Origin of the sequence: Natronorubrum sp. A-ect3, assembly GCF_041821125.1 — an archaeon.
Lineage (GTDB): Archaea > Halobacteriota > Halobacteria > Halobacteriales > Natrialbaceae > Natronorubrum > Natronorubrum bangense.
On the sequence record NZ_JBGUBB010000002.1, the window covers coordinates 1 to 23,480 of the forward strand.

Consider the following 23,480-nt stretch of genomic DNA (forward strand, 5'->3'; position numbering starts at 1 on the left):
CGACCCGTGAGCGAACGAAGTGAGTGAGAACCGCGGGAAAGCGAACGGGGAGGAACGACCCGTGAGCAAACGACGTGAGCGAGAACCGCGGACAGTGCGATGGGTGTGTCATCGGTTCCATTAGGACACAAAACCTGTTGTTGAAACAGACCAACAGCGCCAGCGCTTTCGATCGGCGCACCAATCGGTGGTTATCACCCATAATCAGCTATCGAAGGAAAAAGTTATTCAATAGTCCCCGCTGATGTCTAGCAACCACAGGTGACGTGATATGGTCAAAATGGAAACGGCAGAGCTGGAAACCGATCTAAGTTTGTTCAAATACGACTCCCTCGAGCAGTTGCCGCCCCAGTATCGGGACCTCGAGACGTCCGAACGAACCGAACGCATCGAAGCGGCACTCGAGGAACTCGGCGACGACGTCGTGATTCTGGGCCACAACTATCAGCGCCAGGAGATCGTCGAACACGCCGATTTCATCGGTGACTCCTATCAGCTCTCGAAGGAGGCTGCCAACGCGGACGCCGAGTACGTGATCTTCGGCGGCGTGACGTTCATGGCCGAGAGCGCGGACATCATCACCGACGACGACCAGACGGTGATCCTCCCGAGCATGGAGGCCTCCTGTCCGATGGCGGGCATGGCCGAGGCGCTGCAGGTTGACGCTGCATGGGCAGAGATTACGGCCGCCGCACCCGACGCGAACATCATTCCGATCACGTACATGAACTCCTATGCGGACCTGAAGGCGTTCTGTGCGAGTCAGGGTGGACTGGTCTGTACCTCCTCGAACGCCCACAAGGCGTTCGAGTACGCCTTCGAGAAGGGTGATAAGGTCCTGTTCTTGCCGGACAAACATCTCGGAGAGAACACCGCCCACAGACTGGGGATGGAAGACGCAATCGCCGAGTGGGATCCGTGGGATCCCGAGGGGAAAGCTGCCGCGGAGGTCGCCGAGAGCGATATTATCCTCTGGGATGGCTACTGCCAGGTCCACGAACGGTTCACGACCGATCATATCGAGCAGGTTCGAGAGGCGAACCCAGACGCACAGGTCATCGTCCACCCCGAATGTCGGCGCGAAGTCGTCGAAGCCGCCGACAAAGCGGGCTCGACCGCGACGATCTGTGAAACGATCGAAACCGCCGACCCCGGCGAGACGTGGGCGATCGGCACCGAGATCCACCTCACCGAGCACCTGAAGCGCTGGCATCCCGAGGTGAACGTCCTCCCGCTATGTGGGGACGCCTGTATGGACTGTAACGCGATGCGCCAGATCGACCCCAACTACCTCACGTGGGTGCTCGAGGAACTCGTTGCGGGCCGCGAACGCAACGTGATCGAAGTCGCCCCCGAGGAGAAAGAACTCGCCGGACTCGCCCTCGAGCGAATGCTCGAGATCTAACCACTAATGACAGAGACACCAGACCACGACACTGCAGACGTCCTCGTCGTCGGCAGCGGCATCGCGGGCTGTGCGGCTGCCCTGTCGGCCGCCCGCAACGGCAGCGACGTTCTGTTGCTCACCAAGGCCGAACGCCCCGACGGCACAAGCACTGACTGGGCCCAGGGAGGCATCTCGACGACTCGAGACGATCCCGAGCGCTTCAAACAAGACATCCTCGCAGCCAGCGACGGCACGGCCGATCCCGACGCTGTCGAGGTGCTCGTCGAGAACGCCGACGACGCCGTCGAAGACGTGCTACTCGAAACGCTGGACATCGCGTTCGACGAAACCGATACCGGCGAGTTCGACTACACACGCGAGGCTGCCCACTCCGAATCCCGCATCCTCCACGTCGATGCCGCGACGGGGACCCACATCCTGCGGCCGTTTCTGCGCTACATCGACGATCACGACCGGATCGAGATCCGACAGGACACCGCCGCACTCGAGTTGATTACCCATGAAGGGCGCGTCCACGGTGTCGTCAGCGACGCCGCACCCACTGGCCACCCCATCTTCGCGGGCACGACGATCCTCGCAACCGGCGGGATCGGTGCACTCTATACACGCTCGACCAACCCCGACGACGCGACCGGAGACGGGATCGCTATGGCCGCGCTTTCGGGTGCAAACGTCGCAGACCTCGAGTACGTGCAGTTTCACCCTACTGCATACGATGGCGATGATCCGTTCCTCCTCTCCGAAGCGCTGCGCGGCGAGGGCGCCGTGTTACGAAACGGTGACGGCGACCGATTCATGGACGACTACCACCCGCAGGGCGACCTCGCGCCGCGGGACGTCGTCGCCCGCGCTGTCGAAATCGAACGCGAGGCGACGGGAGCGGTCGTGCTGGATGTCAGTACGCTCGAGGGCGAGTTCGAGGAAGCGTACCCCGCCATCGCCGAGACGTGTCGCGACCGCGGGATTGAGGGCGAGGAAATCCCGGTCGCTCCCTGCGAACATTTCCTCTGTGGCGGGATCGACGTCGACGACCGCGGGCAAACGTCGCTCGATCGCCTGTACGCCGTCGGCGAGTGCGCCCGCACGGGCGTCCACGGCGCGAACCGACTCGCAAGTACGAGCCTGCTCGAGGGGCTGGTCTGGGGACTGCGTGCGGGTGCAGACGCTGCAGAGTCCGGCGCTGAACCGCAGATCGTCGAGGCACCCGAGCTCCGCAACAGCGACCCCGACCTTCCGGAGCGCTTCGCCGCCGAGAAGTCGATCCGACTGAAGCGGACGATGGACGAGTATCTGGGTCTCGAGCGTGACCCGGACGAAATCGCCCGCGCGAGCGCCGTTCTCCGGCGGCTCAAAGGCGAACTCGACGCCTACATTCGCACGCGGACGGCTCGCGAACTGTACGAACTTCGGCACGCCTGTGTCACCGCCTTGCTGATCGCACGGGCAGCGAGCGAGAACCCCGATTCGAAAGGCTGTCACTACGTCGTTGCCGACTCGAGTGAGACGGTTGACCACACTCATGCTCACTGACACACAGCTCGAACGCTGGCTGCGTGAGGACCTCGGCCACCACGATGTGACGAATCAGGTTCCCGGCGACACGACGGGGCGGCTCGTCGCGACGGAACCCGGCGTCGTCGCGGGCCTCGAGGCCGCAACAGCCGTCTTCGAGTATCTCGACGTCGACATCTGTGCGTGTCTCGAGGACGGCACCGTGATCGAACCCGGCGACGAACTCCTCCGCGTTGAGGGGCCCACACGAGCGGTGCTTCGGGGCGAACGGGTGGCGGTAAACCTCGCTGGCCACGCCTCGGGCATCGCAACGCGAACGCGTCAGGCAGTCGAGGCGGCGCGAGCCGAATCCGACGCTGTCCGAATCGCCGCGACCCGAAAGACGACCCCCGGTCTCCGTGGGCTCGAGAAACGCGCCGTCGTCGCCGGCGGCGGCGACACCCACCGACTCGACCTCTCGCATATGGTGATGGTCAAAGACAACCACATCGCCGAGATGGGCCTCGAGGAAGCGATCGATCACTTCGAGGAGCGAACGTCGTTCGCGACGAAACTCGACGTCGAAGTCGAGACCGTCAACGATGCACCGCGGGCTGCCGAAGCCGGTGCGGATATCGTCCTCCTTGACAACATGACACCCGCCGAGACGAGCGACGCCGTCTCGTTGCTCGCGGAGTACGAGGGCGTTCTCGCCGAAGCCAGCGGCGGCATTACCTGTGAAACCGTCGCCGACTACGCCGCGACGGGTGTCGACGTGATCTCGATGGGATCGCTTACCCATTCGGCGCCGGCGCTCGATTGTTCGTTCCGGACCGGCGAGTAGCGATGGCTCGAGCAGCGACTGCTCGAGAGACAGACACTCACCTCGAGGCGGTCTACGAGGGCTGTCGGTCGTGACTGCTCGCGACAGCCATGCGAGGGCTGGGATTTGAACTACGCGAAGACGATCACCTCGCTTCGCTCGGTGCTGCGACTTCTCTACTTCAAATCCAGATACCGCAGTCGCCACTCACGAGTTGTTCGTGGCGACATGCGAGGGCTGGGATTTGAACCACGCCCAGACGGTCCGAGTCACTCACTTCGCTCGTTTCCCGGGCTGCGACTGGTCTGATTCAAATCCAGATGCTGCAGTTGCCACTCACGAGTTGTTCGTGGCAACATGCGAGGGCTGGGATTTGAACCCAGGGACCTCTACAGGAGCGGGTCTTAAGCCCACCGCCGTTGGCCTGCTTGGCTACCCTCGCACAGAAGTGCACTCGAGGGTAGTACCCCACGTGGAATGTGCGTTTCGATGTTGCTGTCGCGTAGCACGCAGTGCGAAGTCCGCGTTCGTGTCACCAGTCAACACTTAACGTCCCGTCGCCGTGTGGATCGGGCGCGATCTCTTCGTCGGTTCGACGATCGATGATATGGATACAGCCGTCGTCTTTTTTTGCCGGACAGACATCCGCTGCACGAACGTTGTGCTCGAGGTCGTCCTCGCCGAAGAAGTACGTCTTCGGCTGGGCGATTCCGGATGTGATCGACATCTCCCAGTTGTCACTGACCTCAGCGCATTTGCCAGCGCCAAAGCATTTGTTGGCCTCGAAGATGAGCTTGTAGGGCTTTTCCTCGATCGGTGGCGTCTCCGACGAGCCGATGTCGCTCGCACGCTGGATACCGTCGTCGCTCATTGGAGAGAGATTCGTTGCTGTGGTCTTTCGCGTTACGGTCGCGCGCCGGTTGCGGGTGCTCGCTTGCGCCCAGCGGTCGACGCCGTCGCTCAGGACGACCGCGTTTCCGGCATCGGTTCGGGGAGATCGTAACTGACACCGGTGAGGTCGCTCGAGACGGCCCACAGCCGGCGGGCCGTCTCGCGGTCGTACGAGCGATCGGACGACGCCTGTCGCTCTGGCGGGCCGCGCATGTTCATGAGACCACCGGGACCGTAGTACGCCCCACCCTCGACGTCCGGCGCGGTCGCGGCGTACAGCGTCGGCAGTGCACCCTGTTCGGCAGGCTGTGCCAGCACCGTGTTCGCAAGCCGCGTTGCCGCTCGAATCACACGGCCACGGTCCTCGACGCCGCGCGACTGCAGTTTCGTATCGGCGTATCCGGGGTGGACCGCGACGCTTACCGCGTTGACGCCGCCTGCGCGAAACCGTCGCTCGAGTTCGTACGCAAAGAGCACGTTCGCGAGTTTCGACTGACTGTAGGCGTCCCACCTGTCGTAGCTACGCTCGCCGTGAAGGTCGTCAAACACGATCTCGCCGCGTTCGTGAAGGCCGCTTGAAACGGTGACGACGCGTGCCGGTTCCGGGCCGTCGGTCCGCAGGTCGTCGAGCACCAGCCCCGTGAGCGCGAAGTGGCCCAGATGGTTGACGCCGAACTGGGTCTCGAACCCGTCGGCGGTCTCCCGGCGCGGGATCGCCATCGTCCCGGCGTTGTTGATCAGCACGTCGATCGATTCGTCGCCGAGACGGTCTGCAAACGCACGAAGCGACTCGAGACTCGCCAGATCACACGTTTCGACGCGGAGATCTGCATCGGGGATATCCACCCGAATGTCCCGTGCTGCGTTCTCGCCACGGTCGGTATCCCGGCAGGCCATGACCACTGTCGCACCGTTTCGGGCGAGTTTTCGGGTGGTCTCGAGGCCGATACCGCTGTTTGCACCCGTCACGACAACGGTGTGACCTCGTTGCTCCGGAATGTCGGCGGCAGTCCAGCCCATACCTGTTCGAACAGGTGCGACACAACTAAACATACTGTTCGCGGTACTCCACGACGGCGGGCAGGAACTCAGCGCTGTCTGGTCCGGATAGCAACAACCGTTGTAGACACAGTGACACAGCCCGTCTCAGGACAGTGTTCGTGACGGTTGCTGTACATGACACGTAGCCTTTTGTGTCTAGCGAACCAATGTCAGAGTATGCCACACGGTCAAGACGTCGAAAACGACACGTCAGATATCACATCCGAGTACGAGTGTCTCCAGTGTGGAAAGATCGTCACAGCCGAGACCAATCCCGGCGAATGCGAGGCCTGTGGCGGTGATTTCCACAACCGGGCGAAATCGGTCGAGTAGTCATTCATTCACGAGATTGACTGCTCGAGACGCGCTGTTATCAATAGAAAAACGGGACTCGCTCGAAACGCCAAGCGGTGGCGTTACTCGTAGTTGACGGAGACCGACTCGAGGACGACCTCGTCTCGTGGCTTGTCGTTTCGGTCGGTGTCGACGGAGCCGATCTCACGGACGACGTCCATGCCGTCAGTGACCTTGCCGAAGACGGAGTGGCGGTCGTCGAGGTGAGGTTGGGCGGCGAGCGTGATGAAAAACTGCGAGCCGTTGGTGTTCGGGCCGGAGTTTGCCATGCTCAGAACGCCAGCGTCGTCGTGGCGCAGCTCCTCGTGGAACTCGTCGTCGAACTGATAGCCGGGGCCGCCGCGACCGGTTTCGGTTGGGTCGCCACCCTGAATCATGAAGCCCTCGATGACGCGGTGGAAGGCGACGTCGTCGTACAGCGGCTCGCCCTCGACGTCCTCGCCCGACTCGGGGTCGGTCCAGGTTTTGCCACCAGTTGCGAGGCCGACGAAGTTATCGACGGTCCGTGGTGCGCGGTCGTCGTACAGTTCGACATCGATGTCTCCCTTGTTAGTGTGGAGGGTCGCAGTAACGTCTCCCATAGCGTCAGCGACGGCGGGCCGACAGAAAACGATAGTGGTCTCGAGTCGCGGCGGCGATCACGACACCATCGCGTGGAGACAGCAGTCGCAGGTGGCACGAGGCGGCCGCAGCTACATACACCCGGACGTGGAACGACACCGTATGACCACTGGAACGCATACGTCCGAAGAGGTGACGCTCGCGCGGCTCCCCTCCGGCATGGCGGTGACGACGACGATCCACCGGTATCGAGGTGCGGAGGATGGTCCGACCTGTTACGTCCAGGGGGCCCAGCATGGCCGCGAGATCAACGGAACCGAAGCGCTCCGACGGTTTCACGATCGGCTGCCGCTCGAGGAGTTGTCGGGAACCGTCATCACCGTTCCCGTCGCGAACCCGCTGACGTTCGATCGCGTCTCCTATACGACGCCGGAGGTGCTCGACAGCGTCAACCCAAACATGAACCGGATCTGGCCCGGCGACGCCGAGGGGAGTCTCCATCAGCGCATGGCAGCCCGACTCTGGGCGGAGATCAGTCAGGCAGACGCCGTCGTCGACCTCCATACGGGCAGCCCAGATATGCTCCCCCACGTCGTCTATCAGGAGGGTGACGAGGACGCGCGACAACTCGCGGAAGCGTTCGGAACCGGTCTCTTGCTCTCTGAACAGGCTGACGACGACGCAAAAGAGGAGTGGCACCAACGCGGGTTCGCGGGCAAACTTCGTGTCGTCGCCGCCGAGGAGGGGATTCCGGCGATCACGCCCGAACTCGCACACAACAAGCAGATCGTCGAAGCCGTCGTCGAGATCGGTGTCGACGGGCTGCTCGACGTCTGTCGCCACCTCGGGATGCTTCCCGGGGACGTCCCCGAGCGAGAGCAGACGGTCGCCCGAAACCATCTCGGACAGGTCAGTGCCACCGATTCTGGGCTGTTCCGCCCGGAGCCGACACTCGAGGTCGGCCAGTTCGTCAGTGAGGGGACGACGGTCGGAACGGTGTACGATCCGACGACGTACGAACCACTCTACGAGGCGTCGGCAGACCGGAGCGGGCTGCTCTACGTGCTCACCCAAGAGGCGACCGTCGTCGCGGGCGATCAACTCGCAAGCGTCGCGCTGGTCCGCAACCGGTGAACCGCCACGAACGCGATGGCAGACGGTCGGCTATCCAGTGGTGGACCACGAACAGTGTGGTGTGCTGGGAGACGGGGTTTGCCATCCGTCTCAGCAGGTCGAAAAGCCACCGTCGACAACCAGTCCGTGGCCGCTGACGAACGAGGACTCATCGCTCGCAAGAAAGAGGACTGCGTTCGCGATCTCTTCGGGCGTCCCCAACCGCTTGAGCGGATACTGCTCGACCATCTCTTGGCGGGCGTGATCTGGATCGTCCTGTCCTGCCAGATACTGCTCGAGCAGCTGCGTCTCGGTAAAACCCGGACAGACGGCGTTGGCACGGACGCCGTACGGGCCTGCCTCGGCGGCGATCGCCCGAGTCATGTTCAACACGGCGGCTTTGGTCGTCGAGTAGGCGGCCTGTTTTGGCAGCCCGAGAAGACTTGCTAGCGAGCCGATGTTGACGATCGAGCCGTGGCCCTGTGCTTTCATGTGTGACAGTGCGGCATGACAGCCGTTCCAGACGCCGTTGATGTTGACGTCGACCACGAAATCCCGAATCTCGTCGTCGATCTCCTCGAGGCTGCAACCGGGGTGACCGATGCCGGCGTTGTTGACCAGCACGTCGAGGCCGTCGTTCTCGGCGATCTCGTCGACGACGGCGTGGACGGCCTCGCTGTCGGTGACGTCGAGTTCGGCGAACGACGCCTCGCCGCCGGCGTCTTCGATTGAAGCCACCGTCTCCTCGCCACCACTCGTGTCGATATCCGTCACGATCACTCGCGCACCCTCCTCGGCACACCGTTTGGCTGTTTCCTGCCCGATCCCCGACGCTGCACCTGTGATAACAACTGTCTTGCTTTTGAGTCGCATACAGCTGTCATCGGACCGCCATCACATAACTTCGTTCATCGTTTTCGGACGTTGGCTCGAAGCTGTTTGGGATTTGGCGAACCATCCTGAACAGTGGAAAGTATTCACGTTAGCTATCGATAAATTGGTATTTAACGAAACGTCTCGGCCGGCAGCTATGCAACGCCCGCTGAAACGGGTTAGAACGCCTGCAGTTCCTCGAGGACCGCTTCAGCGCGACCGTCTGCAATGACCTCACGGGCTAGCGCTAACCCCTCCTCGAGCGTGTCGACGTCTTGGCGAGCGTACATCCGAAACGCGCCGTTGAGTGCAATTGCGTCGGCGAACGCGTCATCGCGCTCGCCAGCGAGAACGGCCTCGGTGATCGACGCCGACTCCGCGGTGACGTCGTCGACTGCGAGGTCGTCGCTTTCCATTGCCATGCCGTACTCGGCGGTTTCGATCTCGTAGTCCTCGAGTTCGTCGTCCTCCTCGTTCCATTCGGCGACTTTCGTGTAGCCGGGTCGGATGTCGTCGTAGCCTTCCATGCCCTGGAAGAAAATCGCCCGGGAGAACTCGAGTTGGTCGCTTTCGTTGAGGAGGTCGGTCAGCTTCTTCGCGAACGCGAGGTGATAGAACGAGCCGAGGTGGACATCGGCGTTTGCGGGGTTGGCGACGGTTTCGATGGTGTTGACGAACGTGCGAACGCCCATCTCATCGCGTCGCTCGTAGAGGTCCTGAATACCTGGGTTGAACGCGGGCTGGTAGTAGAAGCCGAAGCCGGTCTCGTCGACCATCTCGGCGCTCTCGGCCGGCTCGAGCTCTGTTCGAACGTCGAGTTCGTCCAGGACGTGTTTGTACGCCGTCGCTTTCTGCGTGGGAACACGGTCACCGGAGTGGACGACGACTGGCGTGCCCGCGGCCGCAGCGACGATTCCGGCACCAACGCCAAGGACGGCAGAGGAGTGTTTCCCGTCGTAGTTTGCTCCACAGTCGACAGGGTCGGCGTCGGGTTCTGCAGTCACGACCGACTCCTCGCGCATGACGTCGGTGTAGGCTGCCAGCTCTTCGGGGGTGTTTCGCTTCCAGCGATTTGCCAGCCAGAACGCACCGAGCGTTGTCTCGTCGGGTTCGCCGGCCAGAATGCGCTGGAAGGCCTCTCGAGCCTGTGCGTGGCTCATGTCGTCGGCAGACTTGGGGCCGGAGCCGACGACGGCCGTTAGCAGCCGTTTGAGCGGCCAGTCGCCGAATTCCTGGGACGGATGAGTCATGGATGGCGGTTTGGAGGGGCCAGTCAAAAGCTTCCCGCTTCCGGGAGCAAACACGGGGGACGCGACCGTTCTCGACCGTCTGCACGAGACAGAGACGAATCACAGCACGCTGATCGGGCCGCGTGGCCCGCACGCAGTCGAACACGCCGTCTCGATGGACGACGATCGACGCTACTCGACCGTAACACAGCGATGGACAGGTGTACGCTTATCGGGCCTCGAGGAGAGTCTCACACTGTGAGCGAGACGACGGAGACGGCGTCTTCTGCTGACGTCTATCGCGGTGAGCCGTCGCGGCGAAAACTGCTCGAAATCGCGAGATACTTTCTGTTCATCGGCATCGTCGGCTTTGGCGGGCCACTCGTCCACATCGCGATGATGGAAGCCGATCTCGTCGGTGAGAATAGCCGTGAGTGGGCGGATGAATCGACGTTCATGGAGGGGCTTGCGATCTGTAATATGCTTCCCGGCCCCGCATCGACACAGCTTGGGATTTTTATGGGGTGGCTCTACGCTGGAAATCTCGGAGCGATCGTCGCTGGGTTCTTTTTCATGCTCCCGACGTTCGTCATCGTCGTCTTCTTCTCATGGCTGTACTTCGCCTACCAGGAGCTGCCGTCGGTTGTAGCGCTGTTTTACGGCATCAACCCGGTTGTGATCGGCCTCATCGTCGGGGCATCGTGGTCGATGGCACAAAGTGCGTTCGCGGAGGGACGGGCAGACGTCGAGTTCCAGTTTGGCGATGAGACGTGGTCGATCGATTATCTGCTGGTCGGGCTGCTCGCTGCCGCCGTCGTCGTGACAGCCACCATCGGGATGAATCCTGTCGTGCAGTTCGTTGTCGCCGGAGCGATCGCGGTCGGGATCTACCGATCGGGGTGGGTCCGGCAGAACTGGCAGCGAGTCTCGCTGTGGTCGATCGTCGGACTCCTCGCCGGGATCACATTCGCGATCCGTGATCGCCTGTTTGCGCTTCTCGGCCCAGCGACACGTCGGATCATCGAAGCGAGTCCGCTATGGGGCTTGTTGCTCGCGGTCTGGGCGAACCCATGGGTGCAGCTGTTCGCGTTCATGGTTTACACTGGCTCGTTCATCTACGGCGGCGGGCTCGTACTGATTCCGTTTATCGAACTCTACGTCGTCAGCGAGTTCGGCTGGATGACCGGTCGCGAGTTCGTCGACGGCATCGCAATCGGGCAGCTCTCTCCCGGGCCGGTCGTGATGACGACGGCGTTCGTTGGCTACAAGCTCATGCTCGATACCTATGGCCTGGTCACGATCGCCGTTGTCGGCGCACTCGTCGCGATGGTCGGCGCGTTCGGTCCCTCTTTCGCGTTTATTATGGGCTTTTTTCCGTACTTCGCGAACGTTCGGGAGAACGACATCGTCCAGTCGGCGCTCGTCGGCGTCAACGCCGCCGTCGTCGGTGCGATCCTCGGTGCGACAGTCACGCTCGCCATGGAGTCGTTCGTTGATCCCTTCACCGTGCTCTTAGCCGCCGTGACCTGCTGGCTGTTCGTTCGTGGGATCCACGCCGCGGCACTCATCCTCGGTGGCGGTGGCGTCGGAGTCGCGTGGTTCGTTCTCGTGGTGTAGCTCACCCGAGTGGTGGCTGGGGTGGGTGATCGACGAACGGATCTCGGATCCGTCGATCAACACGTGAGAGCGAACCGGTGTACGCGAGCCGAAAAGTGGCCCCGTTGTTTTCCCACGTGCGCCCCAGGGGCCGCCGTCTGCGTAAGACGGCACACCGTAGTACGGATAGAATTGCAACAAGAAATATGCCTAACCAGTTAGGATTCATCTGGAGCGGCCCGCAGAGCAGTCGGTTGTAATCGCATCGACTGCCGGATAGCCCGGGTGATGGCTGTTCAGTCACACGACTCTCGAGTGCGACCGAGAGGCGATGTTTCGATGACACCGAGTTGCTGCCCACCTGGCCGGCGTGCTCCGGTCGACGACCTGTCGCAGCGCTCGCCGATCCGTCCGTAGGTTTATCAGTCATACCGCGGCCAACGGGGGCATGTCTCACCGACAACGGCCATCGCGGCGAACCGTTCTCCAAACACTTGGCGCCCTTGGAACGGCAACAGGCCTTGCATCAGCAGTCGCCGGTGCACAGCCTGGTGCTGATGAGCACCAGTCAGCAGACACCGCTGTCCACCCGACCGGCGTGACGGCAGACGACATCCCGGATGGCGCGACACAGTACGTCGCCGTCGTCGACCGAATCGTCGACGGACAACACGTCGTCTTGCTGCTCGAGAAGGATGGCGAACTCGTCGACCAACATGTCGAACCCAGAGCCACGTTCGACGAGATCGCAGAACGGGACATCCTACACGTCGTGCTCAAAGACGGCTCGCTGCTGAGCTACACGCACCTGTCAGAGCGACCAGGAAGCAGTGTTCGCGACGCTCGAGACCGTTCGCTCGCTCCCCTCACAGCGAACGCCACGGAGCAGAACTGACAGCCGCCTCGGAGCGGTTCCAGCGCTCACTCTCCGTTACTGATAGTTCGGTATCTGACGGAGGAGCGACGCCGAACTCGAGCAGTCGGGTCGTTCATCGTTCGCTCGCTCGAGATGAGCCGATATGAGCGGCTGAGTCGGCGTCTCAGAACGCAACTCAACGGAAAAGCAGTCGATCCACTCGGAATTCATGCGTGAGACTCGCGAGTTTGCTCGCCACGAGAATATGGGCCAACTCGGATTTGAACCGGAGGAAGACGGTCTCACTCGCTTCGCTCGCGAGCGTGCGACTTCCAGGGCTCAAACCGAGTTAGATACAGAATTTGCTGCTCACGAAGTTGTTCGCAGCAAAAGTATGGGCCAACTCGGATTTGAACCGAGAGCCTCCACCTTATCAGAGTGGCGCTCAACCTGATTGAGCTATTGGCCCGCGTTCGCATTCAGTAGTTGTTGGCTGGTATGTTTAAGGGTTTCTTTCTTCGAGTGCCGTGAGAATCGCTACCGAGCGGAGGGATCGTCGGTGTCGTCGTCCAGTTCATCCGTCGTGGACTCGTTCCCGAAGTCGATCGTATACGACTCCTCACCGTTGTTGGCGTCGACGGAGTAGTCATCGGCACCGAGGTCGTACGTTCCGCCGTCGGCCGAGCTAGTCTGGGTGCTCTCTCGAGCCATCCCCTCGTCAGGGAAGCCGAAAGTCCAGACCTTCCCGCTGGCGAAGCCGCCGGTTTTCTTGTCCGCGTAGGGGACGATCACGAAGCGTTTGAGCGCGGCCCGAATCGGGAGCCGCGTCAGCGGAACGACGAGTAGGAACCCGATAATGTCGGTGACCAGTCCGGGTGTGAGCAGGAAGGCACCAGCGGCGATCAGCAGGCCCCCATCGAGCAGTTCGTTCGTCGGCGGTTTGCCCTGGGCCATCGACCGCTGCATTTTCCGGATGGTTCGACGACCCTCGGCACGAACGAGTAACATGCCAACGAGTCCGGTCAGGACAACGAGCAACACCATTCCCACCCAGCCGATGTACGTCGTCTGACTGACGACGATTGCGAGAATCACCGCATCGAGAAATGGGATGAGCAGGAGCGCGAAGATCCACCGGAGCATGCCCCAGTATAGCCGGTGGAGAGTGAAAACGCTTTACTCTCGTGTTTTACAGGATGAGCGAAACGATCTCGATCGCGCTTAGTCCCTCGAGTCCCGGAGATGTCGATCTAGCATCGAACGAAGGGCTTACGCCCGCGACAGCCGAGACACCGATATGAACGATCCGACGCGTGTCGAGTGGCGCGAGTGGGGACAGGAAGCCTTCGATGAGGCGGCGGAGGCAGATATGCCCGTCTTGCTCTCGCTCACTGCGACGTGGTGTGATCACTGTCACGAGATGGACCGCACGACCTACGCCGAGCCACGAATCGCGGCCAACATCAACGATAGTTTCGTGCCGGTTCGGGTCGACGCCGACCGTCACCCGCGCGTGCGTGATCGGTACAACATGGGCGGCTTTCCGTCGACGGTGTTTCTCGCCCCCGACGGTTCCGTGCTGACCGGCGCGGGCTATCTCGGAACGGATGGAATGCGTCAGGTACTCGACAGCGTTCGCACCATGTGGGACACCAAAGGAAGCGGTGCCGGACGGATCCCGCGGCCACTCAGAGAAGACAGCCCACCCGCGGGCGAACTGACAGCCGACGTCGAAGCCGCGATGCTCGGCCAGCTTACCGAAACGTACGACGAAGTCGCCGGTGGCTGGGGAGACAGTCCGAAGTTCCCGCTCCCTGACGCCCTCGAGTTTGCGCTCAAACGCGACCGAGAGATGGCTCTGCGGTCGTTCGATGCAGTCAGCGCGAATCTGTTAGACGAGTACGACGGCGGCTTCTATCGCTTTGCAAGCGAATCGAACTGGTCTGGGCTCCACCACGAGAAACTGCTTGATTCCAACGGCGCGCTCGTTCGGGCGTTCGCAAACGCCTATCTGCACACGGGCAACGACGTGTATCGCGAGCCCGCCGACCGGACGATCGAGTATCTCACGACAACGCTGTGGAACGACGATGCCGACGCCTTTGGGAACAGCCAGGCTCCCGGTGAGGACAATGCACATACCCTCGATGCGACCGACCGCGCCAGTGCAGCCGAGCCGCCGGTCGACACGGGCGTCTTCGCCGGCCCCAACGCGCTGGCGATCGAGGGGCTGTGTACGTACTACGCCTACACCGACGACGAACGTGCGCGGCGGTACGCCGAGCGTGCACTCGAGACACTTCGGGAAGACCTGCTTACTGACGGCATCGTCGCTCACACGCTCGAGGGCAGCACGGAACGCGAACAGAACGGCGAGCCGATCCCGCTGTTGCTCAATCAGGCTCGTACGCTGGCGGCGCTGACGACTGCCGCGAGTACGCTCGAACCGGCCGTCCTTGCGGACGCAACTGCGGTCGCAGACGCGACGATCGAGCAGCTGCATGACGAAGACTCGTTTTTTGACGGCCCTGCGATTGGTGCCGGGCTGCTTGACCGACCGCTCCGGCCACTCGACGCAAACGTCGCAATCGCAGACGCGTTGCTCGAGCTCTCGGTCCTGACGGAGACACAGCGGTATCGTGATCTCGCCCGGGAAACACTCGAGGCGTTCGCCGGTGCGAGCGATCGCTTTGGCGTCCAGATCGCCGGCTACGCAACGACTGTCTCGCGGCTGCTCGAAGGCCCGCTCGTGATCACGGTCGGTGACGAGCCCGGCACCGACCTCCACCGAGCTGCCCTGCGACTCGCCGACCACGAGAAGGTCGTCGTCCCGGCTGCCGACTCCCTCGAGGCCGGAACAGCCCGAGCCGAACGCGGCGAGTTCGTCTCCGACCGTGCCGAAACCCCCGCCGAGTTGAGTAACCGCGTTCAGTCGATCCTCGAGTAACGCCACCAGGCGCTGCTGCGATGGAAAACTGAACGGCAATCAAACCACCACAGCGTTTATGTTTCTTCAGTTGGTCGGTCATCACATGGCCAGTCTCAGGGATCTCGGGCTCTCGGAGTACGAAGCTCGAGCATATCGGGCATTGCTCAACACCGGCCCCACAACAGCCAAGGAGTTGTCACGCGCGAGCGACGTGCCGATGGGTCGGATCTATGACGTCCTTAACAGCATCGAGCAGTACAATCTCGTCCGGAGCCAGACCGCAAGCCGGCCGAAAAAGTACGTCGCCGTCGAGCCTGCGACGGCGCTCGATCGGCTGCTCGACGACAAGAAACGCGAACTCGAGGAGAAGGCAGACCAGTATGCGTCGATCGTCGACGAACTGGCCGACGAACTCGACGCCGCAGAGCCGGTCGAAGATCAGTTCTGGACCGCTGCTGTCGGTCCTGAAGAGACGATCGACCTGCTGCTCGAGCGGCTTGCAGCCGCCGACGATCACATCGTGATGGTCTCTGCAGATCCGGCCCCCCAATGGGATCTCCAGACCGTCAGCGAGCAAGTTAACGCGCAACTCGAAGACGCCCTCGACCGGGGTGTCTCGGTCGATCTCCTGTTGACTCGCGAGATGGTGGCGTCGCTTTCCGAAGATGTGGGCACGCGGTACCGAGAAACCTTACAGCAACGGTCTGATTTCGACGTGCGGACGAACGATGACGTCACGGGCTCGTTCAACATTATCGATGGTGTCGAGGTCTGCATTCAGGTCCCGAACCCACTCGCCTCGAGCGAGGCGTTCGGTATGATCGACCTCAAAGACCCCGAGTTCGCTGCGAACGTCCACAAGGAGTTCGCCCCCCGGTGGGACGAGGCAGAGCCGCTCGAGTTCTGAGCATCTCGAGTCGGGCAGACAGATCGGTCTCAGTTGTCGCCGTTGACTTCCTTGCGTAGCGTCGCCATCTCGACGATGCGTTCGGCGTGGGCGTTGTGCTGGTGGATCGACTCGTCGTTGGACTGGGCCATCGTGATCACTGCGTCGTCTGGCAGATGATCGAACTCGTCGACGACGCCGTCGGCCAGCGCGCGCACACAGTCCTCGACGAACTTCGCGTCGGCGTGGGCCGCGTAGGTCATGTGATCCTCGTCGGGTCGTTTCGCGAGGTTGTAGATCCGGGCACTCATCGAGTCGCGGGCGACGTCGATGATATCGTTCAGATCAATCTGCGGGTCGCCGCTAGATTCGACGGTCAGCGTTGCATGCCCTCGCTGCGAGTGGCCGGGCTGAGGGACTTCGTCCAAGAACGCCGTGATCGTCTCGTCTTCGACGCCCAGATTCTGCAGCGTCTCTTTCGCGCGTGAGGTGGACATCCCCTGCGAACACGGACAGACGGTCATCCCGGTGACCTCTGCGCCGATCTCCTCGCGCGTGCCGTCTTCGGTCGCCGTCGCCGAGGCGATGATATCGACGGTGTGTTGGGTCTCACGGTCGCTTGCGGGTGTCTGCTCGCGGCGCATGAACTCTGCTTCCATCGACACCTCGGCTTTCGAGGTGTAGTCGTGTTTCTCGAGGAGTCGCTCTGCGGCCTCTCCACAGACTTCTTCGACGCGGTAGGCCTCTTCGCGAGTTGCATCCTCGAGAATCTCGTCGATGACCTCCATGTTGCGGCTCATGTCCGCGCCCTTTCGCCAGCCAGGGAGATCGACGAAGACCTCGAATTCGGCAGTGAGAACGATCGGGCGCTTGTCTTCGCGGGCGATCTTGACGAGTTTGTCGACGCCAGTGACGCCAACCTGACTCAGTCCGACGGTGACGTCGGGAGACGACGCCTGCACGTCCGGCAACTGGTGACTCATTGTGCGCATTCAGAGCAGGATGTGATTCAACCTTTCGGAAGACGACATTCTCGGGATGAGCAGTCATCGACTCCAGTGCCGGGACTGCACCAGCAGCAAGCTGGGCCCGAGCAACGGCAACTGCCGGCCGCTCGGTACGATGGCCTGCAACGCTCGAGGTACTTTAAGTACTTCTAGTCACAAGGTAGAGATACGACGGGAGAACGGTTACTTCTTGACGCGTTACTACCCACACAGCGACCGGTGTGTCCGCCGACCGGCAGTGTTGCTCCGGTCCCGATCCGCCTTTAAGTTACTCTCGTCACAAGGTGGAGCTATGACGGGACGTCGCCGTTCTCGAGGACTCACAACCAGCAAGTCACCACTACGATTGCCGTTCTCAACGACCATCGAACGACTCGAGTGACGACTGCGACCATGCCGCTCTGGCTTTAAGTGCCTCTGGTCACAAGGTGAAGCTACGAAGGGCATTTGGACCTGGTCCACCGCTTTCTCCGTCCAACTCGCAGACAGCAGCTATGGAATCGGTTCCGACACACGTCTTTGACGCGGTCGACGACACACTGGAGACACTCGAGTCCGAGTATGACGTGACCGTCGCGTTGGCCGTCGCCCGCGGCAGTTACGCCTGGGGGGCGGCTGGTCCCGACAGCGACTACGACGTCGGCGTCGTCTTCGTACCGACAGACCTGCGCCAGTACGCCCACCTCCGCGGCCCCACGGAGGTCATCAACCGCGAATACGGCGAGATCGACGTTCAGGGCTGGGACATCCGCACGTTCGCAGGCCTGCTTGCCGACTCCAACGAGGGTGCGATCGACATCCTTCGCAGTCCGATCCGCTATCGAGCCGCATACGATCCAGCCGACCTCGCAGCGTACATCGAACGGACGTACAACCCGATGGAGCTCTATCACACGTGGCGCGGCATCGCGACGAGCAACTACCGAAAGTACATCTCGCACCATCTGGTTCGCAACGACGACGAATGCGTCCCGATCATCGACGTGCTCGAGGATGCATACCTCGTCGAAACTGACGATGGGACGATGACGGTCGCAGCCGGCGACGAGCGATTCACCGAAACCCAGACCAAACCGACGGTGAAACGGAATCTGACGATCACTCGCGCGGCGATGTCGGCCCGCTACCTGCAGGCCACTGGAGAGCGTGACGGCCACGAGCTGCCGGCCCTCGAGTTCGAACGGTTCCTGACCGAGCAGGCACCCGCGGTGTTCGATGCCAAACGGATCGAGCGCGCTCGTGAGCTGCTCGAGCGCAAGCGCGCGGGCGAGGGTGCCGCCACGATCGGCGACGCCGTCGGTCGCGACTTTGCCCACCCACCACAGGAGATCGATCCCGCGATACACGCACGCGATGGTCCCGATATCGGACAGCTAGACGAGTATATCGACGGCCTGATCGCTGCGGTTCAGTAGCTCGTTCTGCGTCTCTCCAGTCACGATCCGTGTCCCATTTAAGTACTTCTCGTCACAAGGTGGAGCTATGACGGGAGAACGGTCGCTTCTCGAGTGCTCATATTCGCCAGTTACGACGTTCGATCGGCTCGCTGTTGATCGCCGACGTTCTTTAAGTGTCTCTGGTCATAAGGTGAAGCTACGAAGGGCTTTTCGCGGACACCATCTCCTCGAGAGCATCAGCGCTGGCGATGGTTCGAGGACTTGTTATCTGAAAGAACAGTCCTCGTTGGAGGCAGTTCGAGACGAGCGAGCCTTTTTCTGTCTGCCTGTCCGAGCGAGACGTAATGAGAGACGACGGTGCTGAACCCGGTCCGGACGCCAGCCAGTCCGTGGCCGTCGGCGACAGCCCGCAATCAGCGTACGAGGCGGACCGGCGCCTCGAGACACGACCCGGCTCTGGCTCGCTCTCTCGAGCGGATGTCCAGCGCGATTCGACGGTTCGTCAGTGGGGCGTCGTCACGCCGAGTGCGACCGTCATCGGCCGCGCGGAGTCGCCCGACGGGGATCTCTCCGACAGCGTTCGTCGCCTCCACGACGAACAGCACGCGGCGACGCCGGGCTACAGCGAGCGCGCCCACCGACTCGACCGCCTCCGAACGACCCAGGCGCTGTGTAACGCCCTCGACGTGACGCCGTGGCAGCGTGATCTCGCTCTCGGAGTCATGGATGAGATCGACCTTCGAGAGTTTGGCAGCCAGCGCGCAATCGAAAAAGTCGCGCTGGTGGTGATCCGCCACGTCGTCGACGTCGACCGGCAAGCGTACTTCGGGCTCGACGATATCGACGCCCAGGCGCTGTCTGCCGAGCGAATGGACGATCTGTTCGGCCAGTACCGTGCCCACGATATTACCGACGAGGAGACGTTCAAACGCCTCGCAGCCGACTACGGCCTCGATACGACGAGTCTGAACCGGCTTCGACGCGTGCTCAAAGCCCAACTCGAGGACGAGCTCCCAGCCTACGGTCGGAACCCGTACCGAGATCCAAATCTGCCGAACGTGACCGGAACGGCCGAAAGCGGCGACAGTGGGGGCGTACCAGCGGGCGAGCGTTCAAACGGACGCTAACCGGGTTTTCGTACCCCCGAAAGCGGGATTTCGGCAACCAGCGTCTCAGATATCAGTCAACGACAATCCGAATTGTGTCATGACTCAGCATATCGACTTTTCTGTCCCGGCGCGTTAGCAGTCGTATGTCCGAGACAGTCGACCAACTCGAGTGCTACGCCGATTACGTCTGCCCGTTCTGTTATCTTGGCACCCAGTCCCTCGAGCAGTACCGCGAGACGCGTGCCGACCCACTCGAGATCGACTGGCAGCCGTTCGACCTCCGAAGCGGGAAGCGCAGGGCAGACGGCTCGATCGACCACGATGTCGACGACGGCAAAGACGAGGCATATTTCGAGCAGGCGAAACAGAACGTCCGCCGACTCCAGGCGGCGTACGACGTCGAGATGGTCCAAGAGCTGGCGATTGAGGTCGACTCGCTGCCTGCCCAACAGGCAGCGTGGTACGTCAAACAGGAGTATCCCGACCAGTGGGCCGCCTTCGATGACGAGATTTATGCCGCGCTCTGGCAGGACGGGCGTGATATTGGCGAGGTCGATGTACTAGCTGACATCGCAGCCACTGTCGGGCTTCCAGTCGATGAGATTCGATCGGCGATCGACGACGACGGCGTCCGGACGGCACTCGAGGATCGATTTTCGATGGCTCAGCAACGGGGAATCACCGGTGTGCCGACGTTTATGTACGACGGCCAGATCGCCCGTGGAGCCGTTCCACCGGCACGGTTCGAGCGCCTCCTCGAGTGATCGAAAATCAGTGATAACGGGTCGCCAGATAGACGATTCGTCAGGAGTCGAGTTTGTCGAGGCTGGCAACGAAGTTTCCTCGCGGTCCGACGAGCCGAACCGGCTCGGCCGCAAGCGAGACCGTAACCGTCGCCGGCGGCTCGAGTCGCCGTCGGTTTCGGCCGTCGCTGATTACGTAGGCGGTGTCAGTACCTGAGACTGAGATCGTGAGTTCAGTCTCGGGGTCGACGACCAGCGGCGGCATCGAATCGGTTGCGGCCATCTGGGTGACGACCAGCGCGTTCGTCGCCGGGTGGACCAGCGGCCCGCCCTCACTCAGATTGTACGCAGTCGAGCCCGCCGACGTTGCGACGAGCACGCCGTCGGCGTGACTCTCGGCGTAGCAGTCGCCGTCGATCCGGACCTCGATGGTCGCGCCGCCACCGTGGCCCCGGCGTGGCCCGTGGACGACGATTTCGTTGAGTGCCGGCTCGAGTGTCCAGTCGTCGTCACTGGTCGCCTCGAGTCGAAAGCGTTCGCAACCCTCGAGCGAACCGGTTTCACGGAGCGTCGTGACGAGGTCGGTGGCGACAGCACGAGCATCGTCGGGCGCGACGGCGTTGAGAAAGCCGACTTCGCCGAGATTGACCCCGAGAATCGGTGTGGAGCCGACTTCGCGGGCAACGAACAGCAGCGTGCCATCGCCGCCGATACTCACGACGAGGTCACGAGTAGCCATCGACGCGACCGGGACGGCAGGCACATCGATCACCTCGCCGGTCAGTTCATCGACGACGACTGAGACAGCCGTCTGCTCGTGTTCGCCTTCGCACTCGAGCGTCTCGGCGAGTGTCGCAGCGAGGTCCTGTGCGCGCTCGTTGTTCCGTTGGGCAACGATTCCGACGGCGACGTCCATCGTCGGCGGCTACCCATCCCGGAGTAAAAAAGCCATGTGTCGCCCGTGCGTCAAGCTGGATCGTCGATGAGTGTAAGACGGTATTGTGAGTCGTTCGATGTGCATACTTTTGTCGCCATCACTGTCATGTACCCACATGACCGAACGGACGACCGCAGACGAAAAGCTCCCGCGCTCTGAGCTCGCAGCATATCTCGAGGCCCTCGCATCGGAGTTCGACGAGGACGATGACGAGATTCACGTCGACGTCGGCAACAAGACAGTAACGCTCAGCCCACCAGAAGCGGTCGATTTCTCTATCGATGTCGTCGAGCGGTCTTCGTTGCTCCGCGGGAGTCGTGAAACAATCGCGATCGAACTCAGCTGGAGGCCCTGATCGGAGCTGCTCGCGGTCGGAGTCGACGGCGCCCGCCGCCGGGCGATACTGGCAGCCAGTGTAACCCAACTGAACGATCTCGAGGAGTTGTGGTCGGAGGCTATTCCCACGCGGGGAGAACCACGAAAACCGCTTTTTTTATCCACTCGAGTCGTCTAGATAGCCCCTGATGTACGACCGAATCCTCGTTCCCACTGACGGAAGCGACCACGCAGCAGTCGTTGCTGCACACGCAGCCGAGATTGCAGCGACGCGAGAAGCGACAGTCCACATCCTCTCAGTCGTCGACGATCGCGCCTTTCTGGTCCTCGATGACGACCGAGTCGAGGCGGTCCGTGATGACCTCCAGGCGAACGCACACAACGCCGTTGACGAGCTCGCGACGGAGATACTCGACCACGGCCTCGAGGTCGAGACAGCGATCGATACGGGCAACCCCGCTGAGTGTATCGTCGACTACGCCGACGGACACGAGATCGACCTAATCGTGATGGGAACGAGCGGTGACGAGTACGAGCGCAACGTCGTCGGGAGCGTCTCCCAGCGAGTCGTTCGCCAGGCACCCGCCCCCGTTCTCACTGTCGGGCCGGACGTCGAACCCTGATACGGTCTGCTCGAGTTCCTAGCGCGACCGCAGGAACTCGAGACAGTAGCCCGTCCGAGTCGCCGATTCATAGCCAGCGACAGTCCTCGATCATCCGGGCCACTCAAACGCTCCCAGCTGTCGATTCGGTGGGCCGACAACAGGCAGTCGCCGGGTGATCGGGCCCGAAATACAGCCAACGCGATCCGTATCGACTGTCACATCTCTCGAGACGTTTTCGTCGCTACTACTCGAGGCGACCGCAACGCCCCCATGAATGTGGATGAGACGAGGTTGTGTTCATCTGTCAGTGTACACACGCTTCGTTGCGCGTACTGTCGTTTCAAACACCTTTTTCGGATCGAAAACGCAACATTCGTCCAGCTATTGGGCGTAAGGGGTGGGTATTAAGCTCAGCCACTCATACTCATTTATATGCCCGACGTTCACTTTTCGGACGCGGAACTGGAGCAGCGGCGCGACCATATCACCGACTTCATCAGGAGTCAGGTCGACGCTGCCGGAGCCGACGGTGCTGTCCTCGGCCTCTCCGGTGGCATCGACAGCACGCTCACTGCCTACCTTCTCGTCGACGCACTCGGTGTCGAGAACGTACACGGCCTCGTTCTCCCGGGAACCGTCAGCAGCGACGAGAACATGAGCGACGCCGAACGAGTCGCCCAGGACCTCGAGATTAGCTACGACGTCATCGAACTCGAGCCAGTGATCGACTCGCTGCTTGCGGCTTACCCCGACGCCGAAGGCGATCACATGGCCGTCGGCAACGCTCGGGCGCGAGTTCGAGCCGTCCTGAACTACCTCGTTGCGAACCACGAAAACCGGCTGGTCATCGGCACCGGCAACCGAAGCGAGGCGGCAGTCGGTTACTTCACCAAGTACGGCGACGGAGCCGTCGACTGTCACCCGATCGGGAATCTCTACAAAGCACAGGTTCGCCAGCTCGCACGCCATATGGACGTGCCTGAAGACCTCGTCTCGAAGACGGCGACGGCAGAACTGTGGGCCGACCAGACCGACGAAGACGAGCTCGGAATCAGCTACGAGACGCTCGATTCGATCCTCGTGACACACATCGATGGCCCGTTGTCGGTCGCTGCGACCTGCCGGCTGCTCGAGGTCGACGAAGCGACCGTCGAGAAAGTCCGCGGAATGTACGAGCGAAGCGAGCACAAACGACAGGTGCCACCGGCGCCGGAACCGCTGCACTGACCGCGCGGCAGTCGTCGGGGCCACACGTGACGCCCTCGATGGGCCGTCTGAACTGTCGCTCGCAGACT

At 62.0% G+C, this 23,480-nt stretch carries 24 protein-coding genes and 2 tRNA genes; 16 read left to right on the forward strand and 10 right to left on the reverse strand.

Going from position 1 to position 23,480, the window contains the following annotated elements; all coding sequences use genetic code 11:
- Positions 1-271 precede the first annotated feature (271 nt).
- Genes nadA through nadC form a run of 3 tightly spaced genes read left to right on the forward strand, consistent with a single transcriptional unit; the run spans position 272 to position 3,743 of the window.
- A complete protein-coding gene (gene nadA / locus ACERJA_RS06590) occupies positions 272-1,405 on the forward strand; it encodes a quinolinate synthase NadA (protein ID WP_373607466.1) in 1,134 nt (377 codons plus the stop codon).
- A 6-nt stretch (positions 1,406-1,411) separates the two neighbouring features.
- Complete coding sequence (locus ACERJA_RS06595) at positions 1,412-2,938, forward strand: L-aspartate oxidase (RefSeq protein WP_373607467.1); 1,527 nt, start codon at positions 1,412-1,414, stop codon at positions 2,936-2,938.
- Positions 2,928-3,743: a carboxylating nicotinate-nucleotide diphosphorylase gene (nadC, locus tag ACERJA_RS06600; protein WP_373607468.1), complete on the forward strand. Its 816-nt coding sequence runs from the start codon at positions 2,928-2,930 to the stop codon at positions 3,741-3,743. Before ACERJA_RS06595 ends, nadC begins: the two co-directional genes overlap by 11 nt.
- A gap of 337 nt (positions 3,744-4,080) precedes the next feature.
- On the opposite strand, the gene ACERJA_RS06605 is transcribed toward nadC, so the two are convergent.
- The 3 genes from ACERJA_RS06605 to ACERJA_RS06615 form a co-directional block, all read right to left on the reverse strand.
- Positions 4,081-4,164, reverse strand: a tRNA-Leu gene (locus ACERJA_RS06605).
- 90 nt (positions 4,165-4,254) lie between these two features.
- The gene (locus ACERJA_RS06610) at positions 4,255-4,593 is read right to left on the reverse strand and encodes a ferredoxin (RefSeq protein ID WP_373607469.1); all 339 of its coding nucleotides are present in this window, start codon (positions 4,591-4,593) and stop codon (positions 4,255-4,257) included.
- Positions 4,594-4,682: 89 nt separating this feature from the next.
- On the reverse strand, positions 4,683-5,633 hold the full coding sequence (locus tag ACERJA_RS06615) for an oxidoreductase (protein WP_373607470.1): 951 nt from the start codon (positions 5,631-5,633) through the stop codon (positions 4,683-4,685).
- Between the two features lie 198 nt (positions 5,634-5,831).
- On the opposite strand from ACERJA_RS06615, the gene ACERJA_RS06620 reads away from it, so the two are divergent.
- Entirely contained in the window at positions 5,832-5,987 is a 156-nt protein-coding gene (locus tag ACERJA_RS06620) for a rubrerythrin-like domain-containing protein (protein WP_006065028.1), read from the forward strand.
- An 83-nt stretch (positions 5,988-6,070) separates the two neighbouring features.
- On the opposite strand, the gene ACERJA_RS06625 is transcribed toward ACERJA_RS06620, so the two are convergent.
- The gene (locus ACERJA_RS06625; protein WP_373607471.1) at positions 6,071-6,589 is read right to left on the reverse strand and encodes a peptidylprolyl isomerase; all 519 of its coding nucleotides are present in this window, start codon (positions 6,587-6,589) and stop codon (positions 6,071-6,073) included.
- 142 nt (positions 6,590-6,731) lie between these two features.
- Here ACERJA_RS06625 and ACERJA_RS06630 point away from each other — a divergent pair, with 142 nt between their 5' ends.
- Entirely contained in the window at positions 6,732-7,703 is a 972-nt protein-coding gene (locus ACERJA_RS06630; protein WP_373607472.1) for a succinylglutamate desuccinylase/aspartoacylase family protein, read from the forward strand.
- Between the two features lie 90 nt (positions 7,704-7,793).
- On the opposite strand, the gene ACERJA_RS06635 is transcribed toward ACERJA_RS06630, so the two are convergent.
- Positions 7,794-8,555, reverse strand: coding sequence for an SDR family NAD(P)-dependent oxidoreductase (locus ACERJA_RS06635; RefSeq protein WP_373607473.1), 762 nt, complete (start codon positions 8,553-8,555; stop codon positions 7,794-7,796).
- Between the two features lie 179 nt (positions 8,556-8,734).
- Entirely contained in the window at positions 8,735-9,805 is a 1,071-nt protein-coding gene (locus ACERJA_RS06640) for an anthranilate phosphoribosyltransferase (protein ID WP_373607474.1), read from the reverse strand.
- Here ACERJA_RS06640 and ACERJA_RS06645 point away from each other — a divergent pair.
- The 3 genes from ACERJA_RS06645 (at position 9,804) to ACERJA_RS06655 (ending at position 12,275) form a co-directional block, all read left to right on the forward strand.
- A complete protein-coding gene (locus ACERJA_RS06645) occupies positions 9,804-10,046 on the forward strand; it encodes a hypothetical protein (protein WP_373607475.1) in 243 nt (80 codons plus the stop codon). The two genes, ACERJA_RS06640 and ACERJA_RS06645, sit on opposite strands and share 2 nt — an antisense overlap.
- A complete protein-coding gene (gene chrA / locus ACERJA_RS06650) occupies positions 10,043-11,401 on the forward strand; it encodes a chromate efflux transporter (protein ID WP_373607476.1) in 1,359 nt (452 codons plus the stop codon). Before ACERJA_RS06645 ends, chrA begins: the two co-directional genes overlap by 4 nt.
- Before the next feature lie 427 nt (positions 11,402-11,828).
- Entirely contained in the window at positions 11,829-12,275 is a 447-nt protein-coding gene (locus tag ACERJA_RS06655; RefSeq protein WP_373607477.1) for a hypothetical protein, read from the forward strand.
- 356 nt (positions 12,276-12,631) lie between these two features.
- Here ACERJA_RS06655 and ACERJA_RS06660 read toward each other — a convergent pair.
- Positions 12,632-12,705 (reverse strand) — tRNA-Ile (locus ACERJA_RS06660).
- Positions 12,706-12,773: 68 nt separating this feature from the next.
- Positions 12,774-13,379 carry an FxsA family protein gene (locus ACERJA_RS06665; protein WP_373607478.1) on the reverse strand — a complete coding sequence of 202 codons (606 nt, stop codon included), beginning with the start codon at positions 13,377-13,379 and terminating at the stop codon, positions 12,774-12,776.
- Positions 13,380-13,533: 154 nt separating this feature from the next.
- Between ACERJA_RS06665 and ACERJA_RS06670 the strand changes: the two genes are divergently transcribed.
- Both ACERJA_RS06670 and ACERJA_RS06675 read left to right on the forward strand, forming a co-directional pair.
- Positions 13,534-15,183, forward strand: coding sequence for a DUF255 domain-containing protein (locus ACERJA_RS06670; protein ID WP_373607479.1), 1,650 nt, complete (start codon positions 13,534-13,536; stop codon positions 15,181-15,183).
- Positions 15,184-15,268: 85 nt separating this feature from the next.
- On the forward strand, positions 15,269-16,072 hold the full coding sequence (locus ACERJA_RS06675) for a TrmB family transcriptional regulator (RefSeq protein ID WP_373607480.1): 804 nt from the start codon (positions 15,269-15,271) through the stop codon (positions 16,070-16,072).
- Positions 16,073-16,101: 29 nt separating this feature from the next.
- On the opposite strand, the gene mptA is transcribed toward ACERJA_RS06675, so the two are convergent.
- On the reverse strand, positions 16,102-17,034 hold the full coding sequence (gene mptA, locus ACERJA_RS06680) for a GTP cyclohydrolase MptA (protein WP_006065038.1): 933 nt from the start codon (positions 17,032-17,034) through the stop codon (positions 16,102-16,104).
- 518 nt (positions 17,035-17,552) lie between these two features.
- Here mptA and ACERJA_RS06685 point away from each other — a divergent pair.
- The 3 genes from ACERJA_RS06685 (at position 17,553) to ACERJA_RS06695 (ending at position 20,328) form a co-directional block, all read left to right on the forward strand.
- Positions 17,553-18,473 carry a DNA polymerase beta superfamily protein gene (locus tag ACERJA_RS06685; protein WP_006065039.1) on the forward strand — a complete coding sequence of 307 codons (921 nt, stop codon included), beginning with the start codon at positions 17,553-17,555 and terminating at the stop codon, positions 18,471-18,473.
- Positions 18,474-18,799: 326 nt separating this feature from the next.
- Complete coding sequence (locus ACERJA_RS06690) at positions 18,800-19,582, forward strand: DNA-directed RNA polymerase subunit epsilon (protein ID WP_373607481.1); 783 nt, start codon at positions 18,800-18,802, stop codon at positions 19,580-19,582.
- Positions 19,583-19,707: 125 nt separating this feature from the next.
- Complete coding sequence (locus tag ACERJA_RS06695; protein ID WP_373607482.1) at positions 19,708-20,328, forward strand: DsbA family protein; 621 nt, start codon at positions 19,708-19,710, stop codon at positions 20,326-20,328.
- 40 nt (positions 20,329-20,368) lie between these two features.
- Here the strand turns inward: ACERJA_RS06695 and ACERJA_RS06700 are convergent, their stop codons facing one another.
- The gene (locus ACERJA_RS06700) at positions 20,369-21,223 is read right to left on the reverse strand and encodes an NAD(+)/NADH kinase (RefSeq protein ID WP_373607483.1); all 855 of its coding nucleotides are present in this window, start codon (positions 21,221-21,223) and stop codon (positions 20,369-20,371) included.
- Between the two features lie 136 nt (positions 21,224-21,359).
- Between ACERJA_RS06700 and ACERJA_RS06705 the strand changes: the two genes are divergently transcribed.
- The 3 genes from ACERJA_RS06705 to ACERJA_RS06715 all read left to right on the forward strand — a co-directional run bounded on the left by ACERJA_RS06705 (position 21,360) and on the right by ACERJA_RS06715 (position 23,412).
- Positions 21,360-21,599, forward strand: a complete 240-nt coding sequence (locus ACERJA_RS06705) for an amphi-Trp domain-containing protein (protein WP_373607484.1) — start codon at positions 21,360-21,362, stop codon at positions 21,597-21,599.
- Between the two features lie 169 nt (positions 21,600-21,768).
- A complete protein-coding gene (locus ACERJA_RS06710) occupies positions 21,769-22,203 on the forward strand; it encodes a universal stress protein (protein WP_373607485.1) in 435 nt (144 codons plus the stop codon).
- Between the two features lie 414 nt (positions 22,204-22,617).
- A complete protein-coding gene (locus tag ACERJA_RS06715) occupies positions 22,618-23,412 on the forward strand; it encodes an NAD+ synthase (RefSeq protein ID WP_373607486.1) in 795 nt (264 codons plus the stop codon).
- The last annotated feature ends 68 nt before the right edge of the window (positions 23,413-23,480 follow it).

Bases quoted from the DNA above. Each gene is read 5' to 3' on its own strand.
- nadA (WP_373607466.1), top strand. From the start codon at position 272: ATGGTCAAAATGGAAACGGCAGAGCTGGAAACCGATCTAAGTTTGTTC.
- ACERJA_RS06595 (WP_373607467.1), top strand. From the start codon at position 1,412: ATGACAGAGACACCAGACCACGACACTGCAGACGTCCTCGTCGTCGGC.
- nadC (WP_373607468.1), top strand. From the start codon at position 2,928: ATGCTCACTGACACACAGCTCGAACGCTGGCTGCGTGAGGACCTCGGC.
- ACERJA_RS06610 (WP_373607469.1), bottom strand. From the start codon at position 4,593: ATGAGCGACGACGGTATCCAGCGTGCGAGCGACATCGGCTCGTCGGAG.
- ACERJA_RS06615 (WP_373607470.1), bottom strand. From the start codon at position 5,633: ATGGGCTGGACTGCCGCCGACATTCCGGAGCAACGAGGTCACACCGTT.
- ACERJA_RS06620 (WP_006065028.1), top strand. From the start codon at position 5,832: ATGCCACACGGTCAAGACGTCGAAAACGACACGTCAGATATCACATCC.
- ACERJA_RS06625 (WP_373607471.1), bottom strand. From the start codon at position 6,589: ATGGGAGACGTTACTGCGACCCTCCACACTAACAAGGGAGACATCGAT.
- ACERJA_RS06630 (WP_373607472.1), top strand. From the start codon at position 6,732: ATGACCACTGGAACGCATACGTCCGAAGAGGTGACGCTCGCGCGGCTC.
- ACERJA_RS06635 (WP_373607473.1), bottom strand. From the start codon at position 8,555: ATGCGACTCAAAAGCAAGACAGTTGTTATCACAGGTGCAGCGTCGGGG.
- ACERJA_RS06645 (WP_373607475.1), top strand. From the start codon at position 9,804: ATGGATGGCGGTTTGGAGGGGCCAGTCAAAAGCTTCCCGCTTCCGGGA.
- ACERJA_RS06640 (WP_373607474.1), bottom strand. From the start codon at position 9,805: ATGACTCATCCGTCCCAGGAATTCGGCGACTGGCCGCTCAAACGGCTG.
- ACERJA_RS06655 (WP_373607477.1), top strand. From the start codon at position 11,829: ATGTCTCACCGACAACGGCCATCGCGGCGAACCGTTCTCCAAACACTT.
- ACERJA_RS06665 (WP_373607478.1), bottom strand. From the start codon at position 13,379: ATGCTCCGGTGGATCTTCGCGCTCCTGCTCATCCCATTTCTCGATGCG.
- ACERJA_RS06670 (WP_373607479.1), top strand. From the start codon at position 13,534: ATGAACGATCCGACGCGTGTCGAGTGGCGCGAGTGGGGACAGGAAGCC.
- ACERJA_RS06675 (WP_373607480.1), top strand. From the start codon at position 15,269: ATGGCCAGTCTCAGGGATCTCGGGCTCTCGGAGTACGAAGCTCGAGCA.
- mptA (WP_006065038.1), bottom strand. From the start codon at position 17,034: ATGAGTCACCAGTTGCCGGACGTGCAGGCGTCGTCTCCCGACGTCACC.
- ACERJA_RS06685 (WP_006065039.1), top strand. From the start codon at position 17,553: ATGGAATCGGTTCCGACACACGTCTTTGACGCGGTCGACGACACACTG.
- ACERJA_RS06690 (WP_373607481.1), top strand. From the start codon at position 18,800: ATGAGAGACGACGGTGCTGAACCCGGTCCGGACGCCAGCCAGTCCGTG.
- ACERJA_RS06695 (WP_373607482.1), top strand. From the start codon at position 19,708: ATGTCCGAGACAGTCGACCAACTCGAGTGCTACGCCGATTACGTCTGC.
- ACERJA_RS06700 (WP_373607483.1), bottom strand. From the start codon at position 21,223: ATGGACGTCGCCGTCGGAATCGTTGCCCAACGGAACAACGAGCGCGCA.
- ACERJA_RS06705 (WP_373607484.1), top strand. From the start codon at position 21,360: ATGACCGAACGGACGACCGCAGACGAAAAGCTCCCGCGCTCTGAGCTC.
- ACERJA_RS06710 (WP_373607485.1), top strand. From the start codon at position 21,769: ATGTACGACCGAATCCTCGTTCCCACTGACGGAAGCGACCACGCAGCA.
- ACERJA_RS06715 (WP_373607486.1), top strand. From the start codon at position 22,618: ATGCCCGACGTTCACTTTTCGGACGCGGAACTGGAGCAGCGGCGCGAC.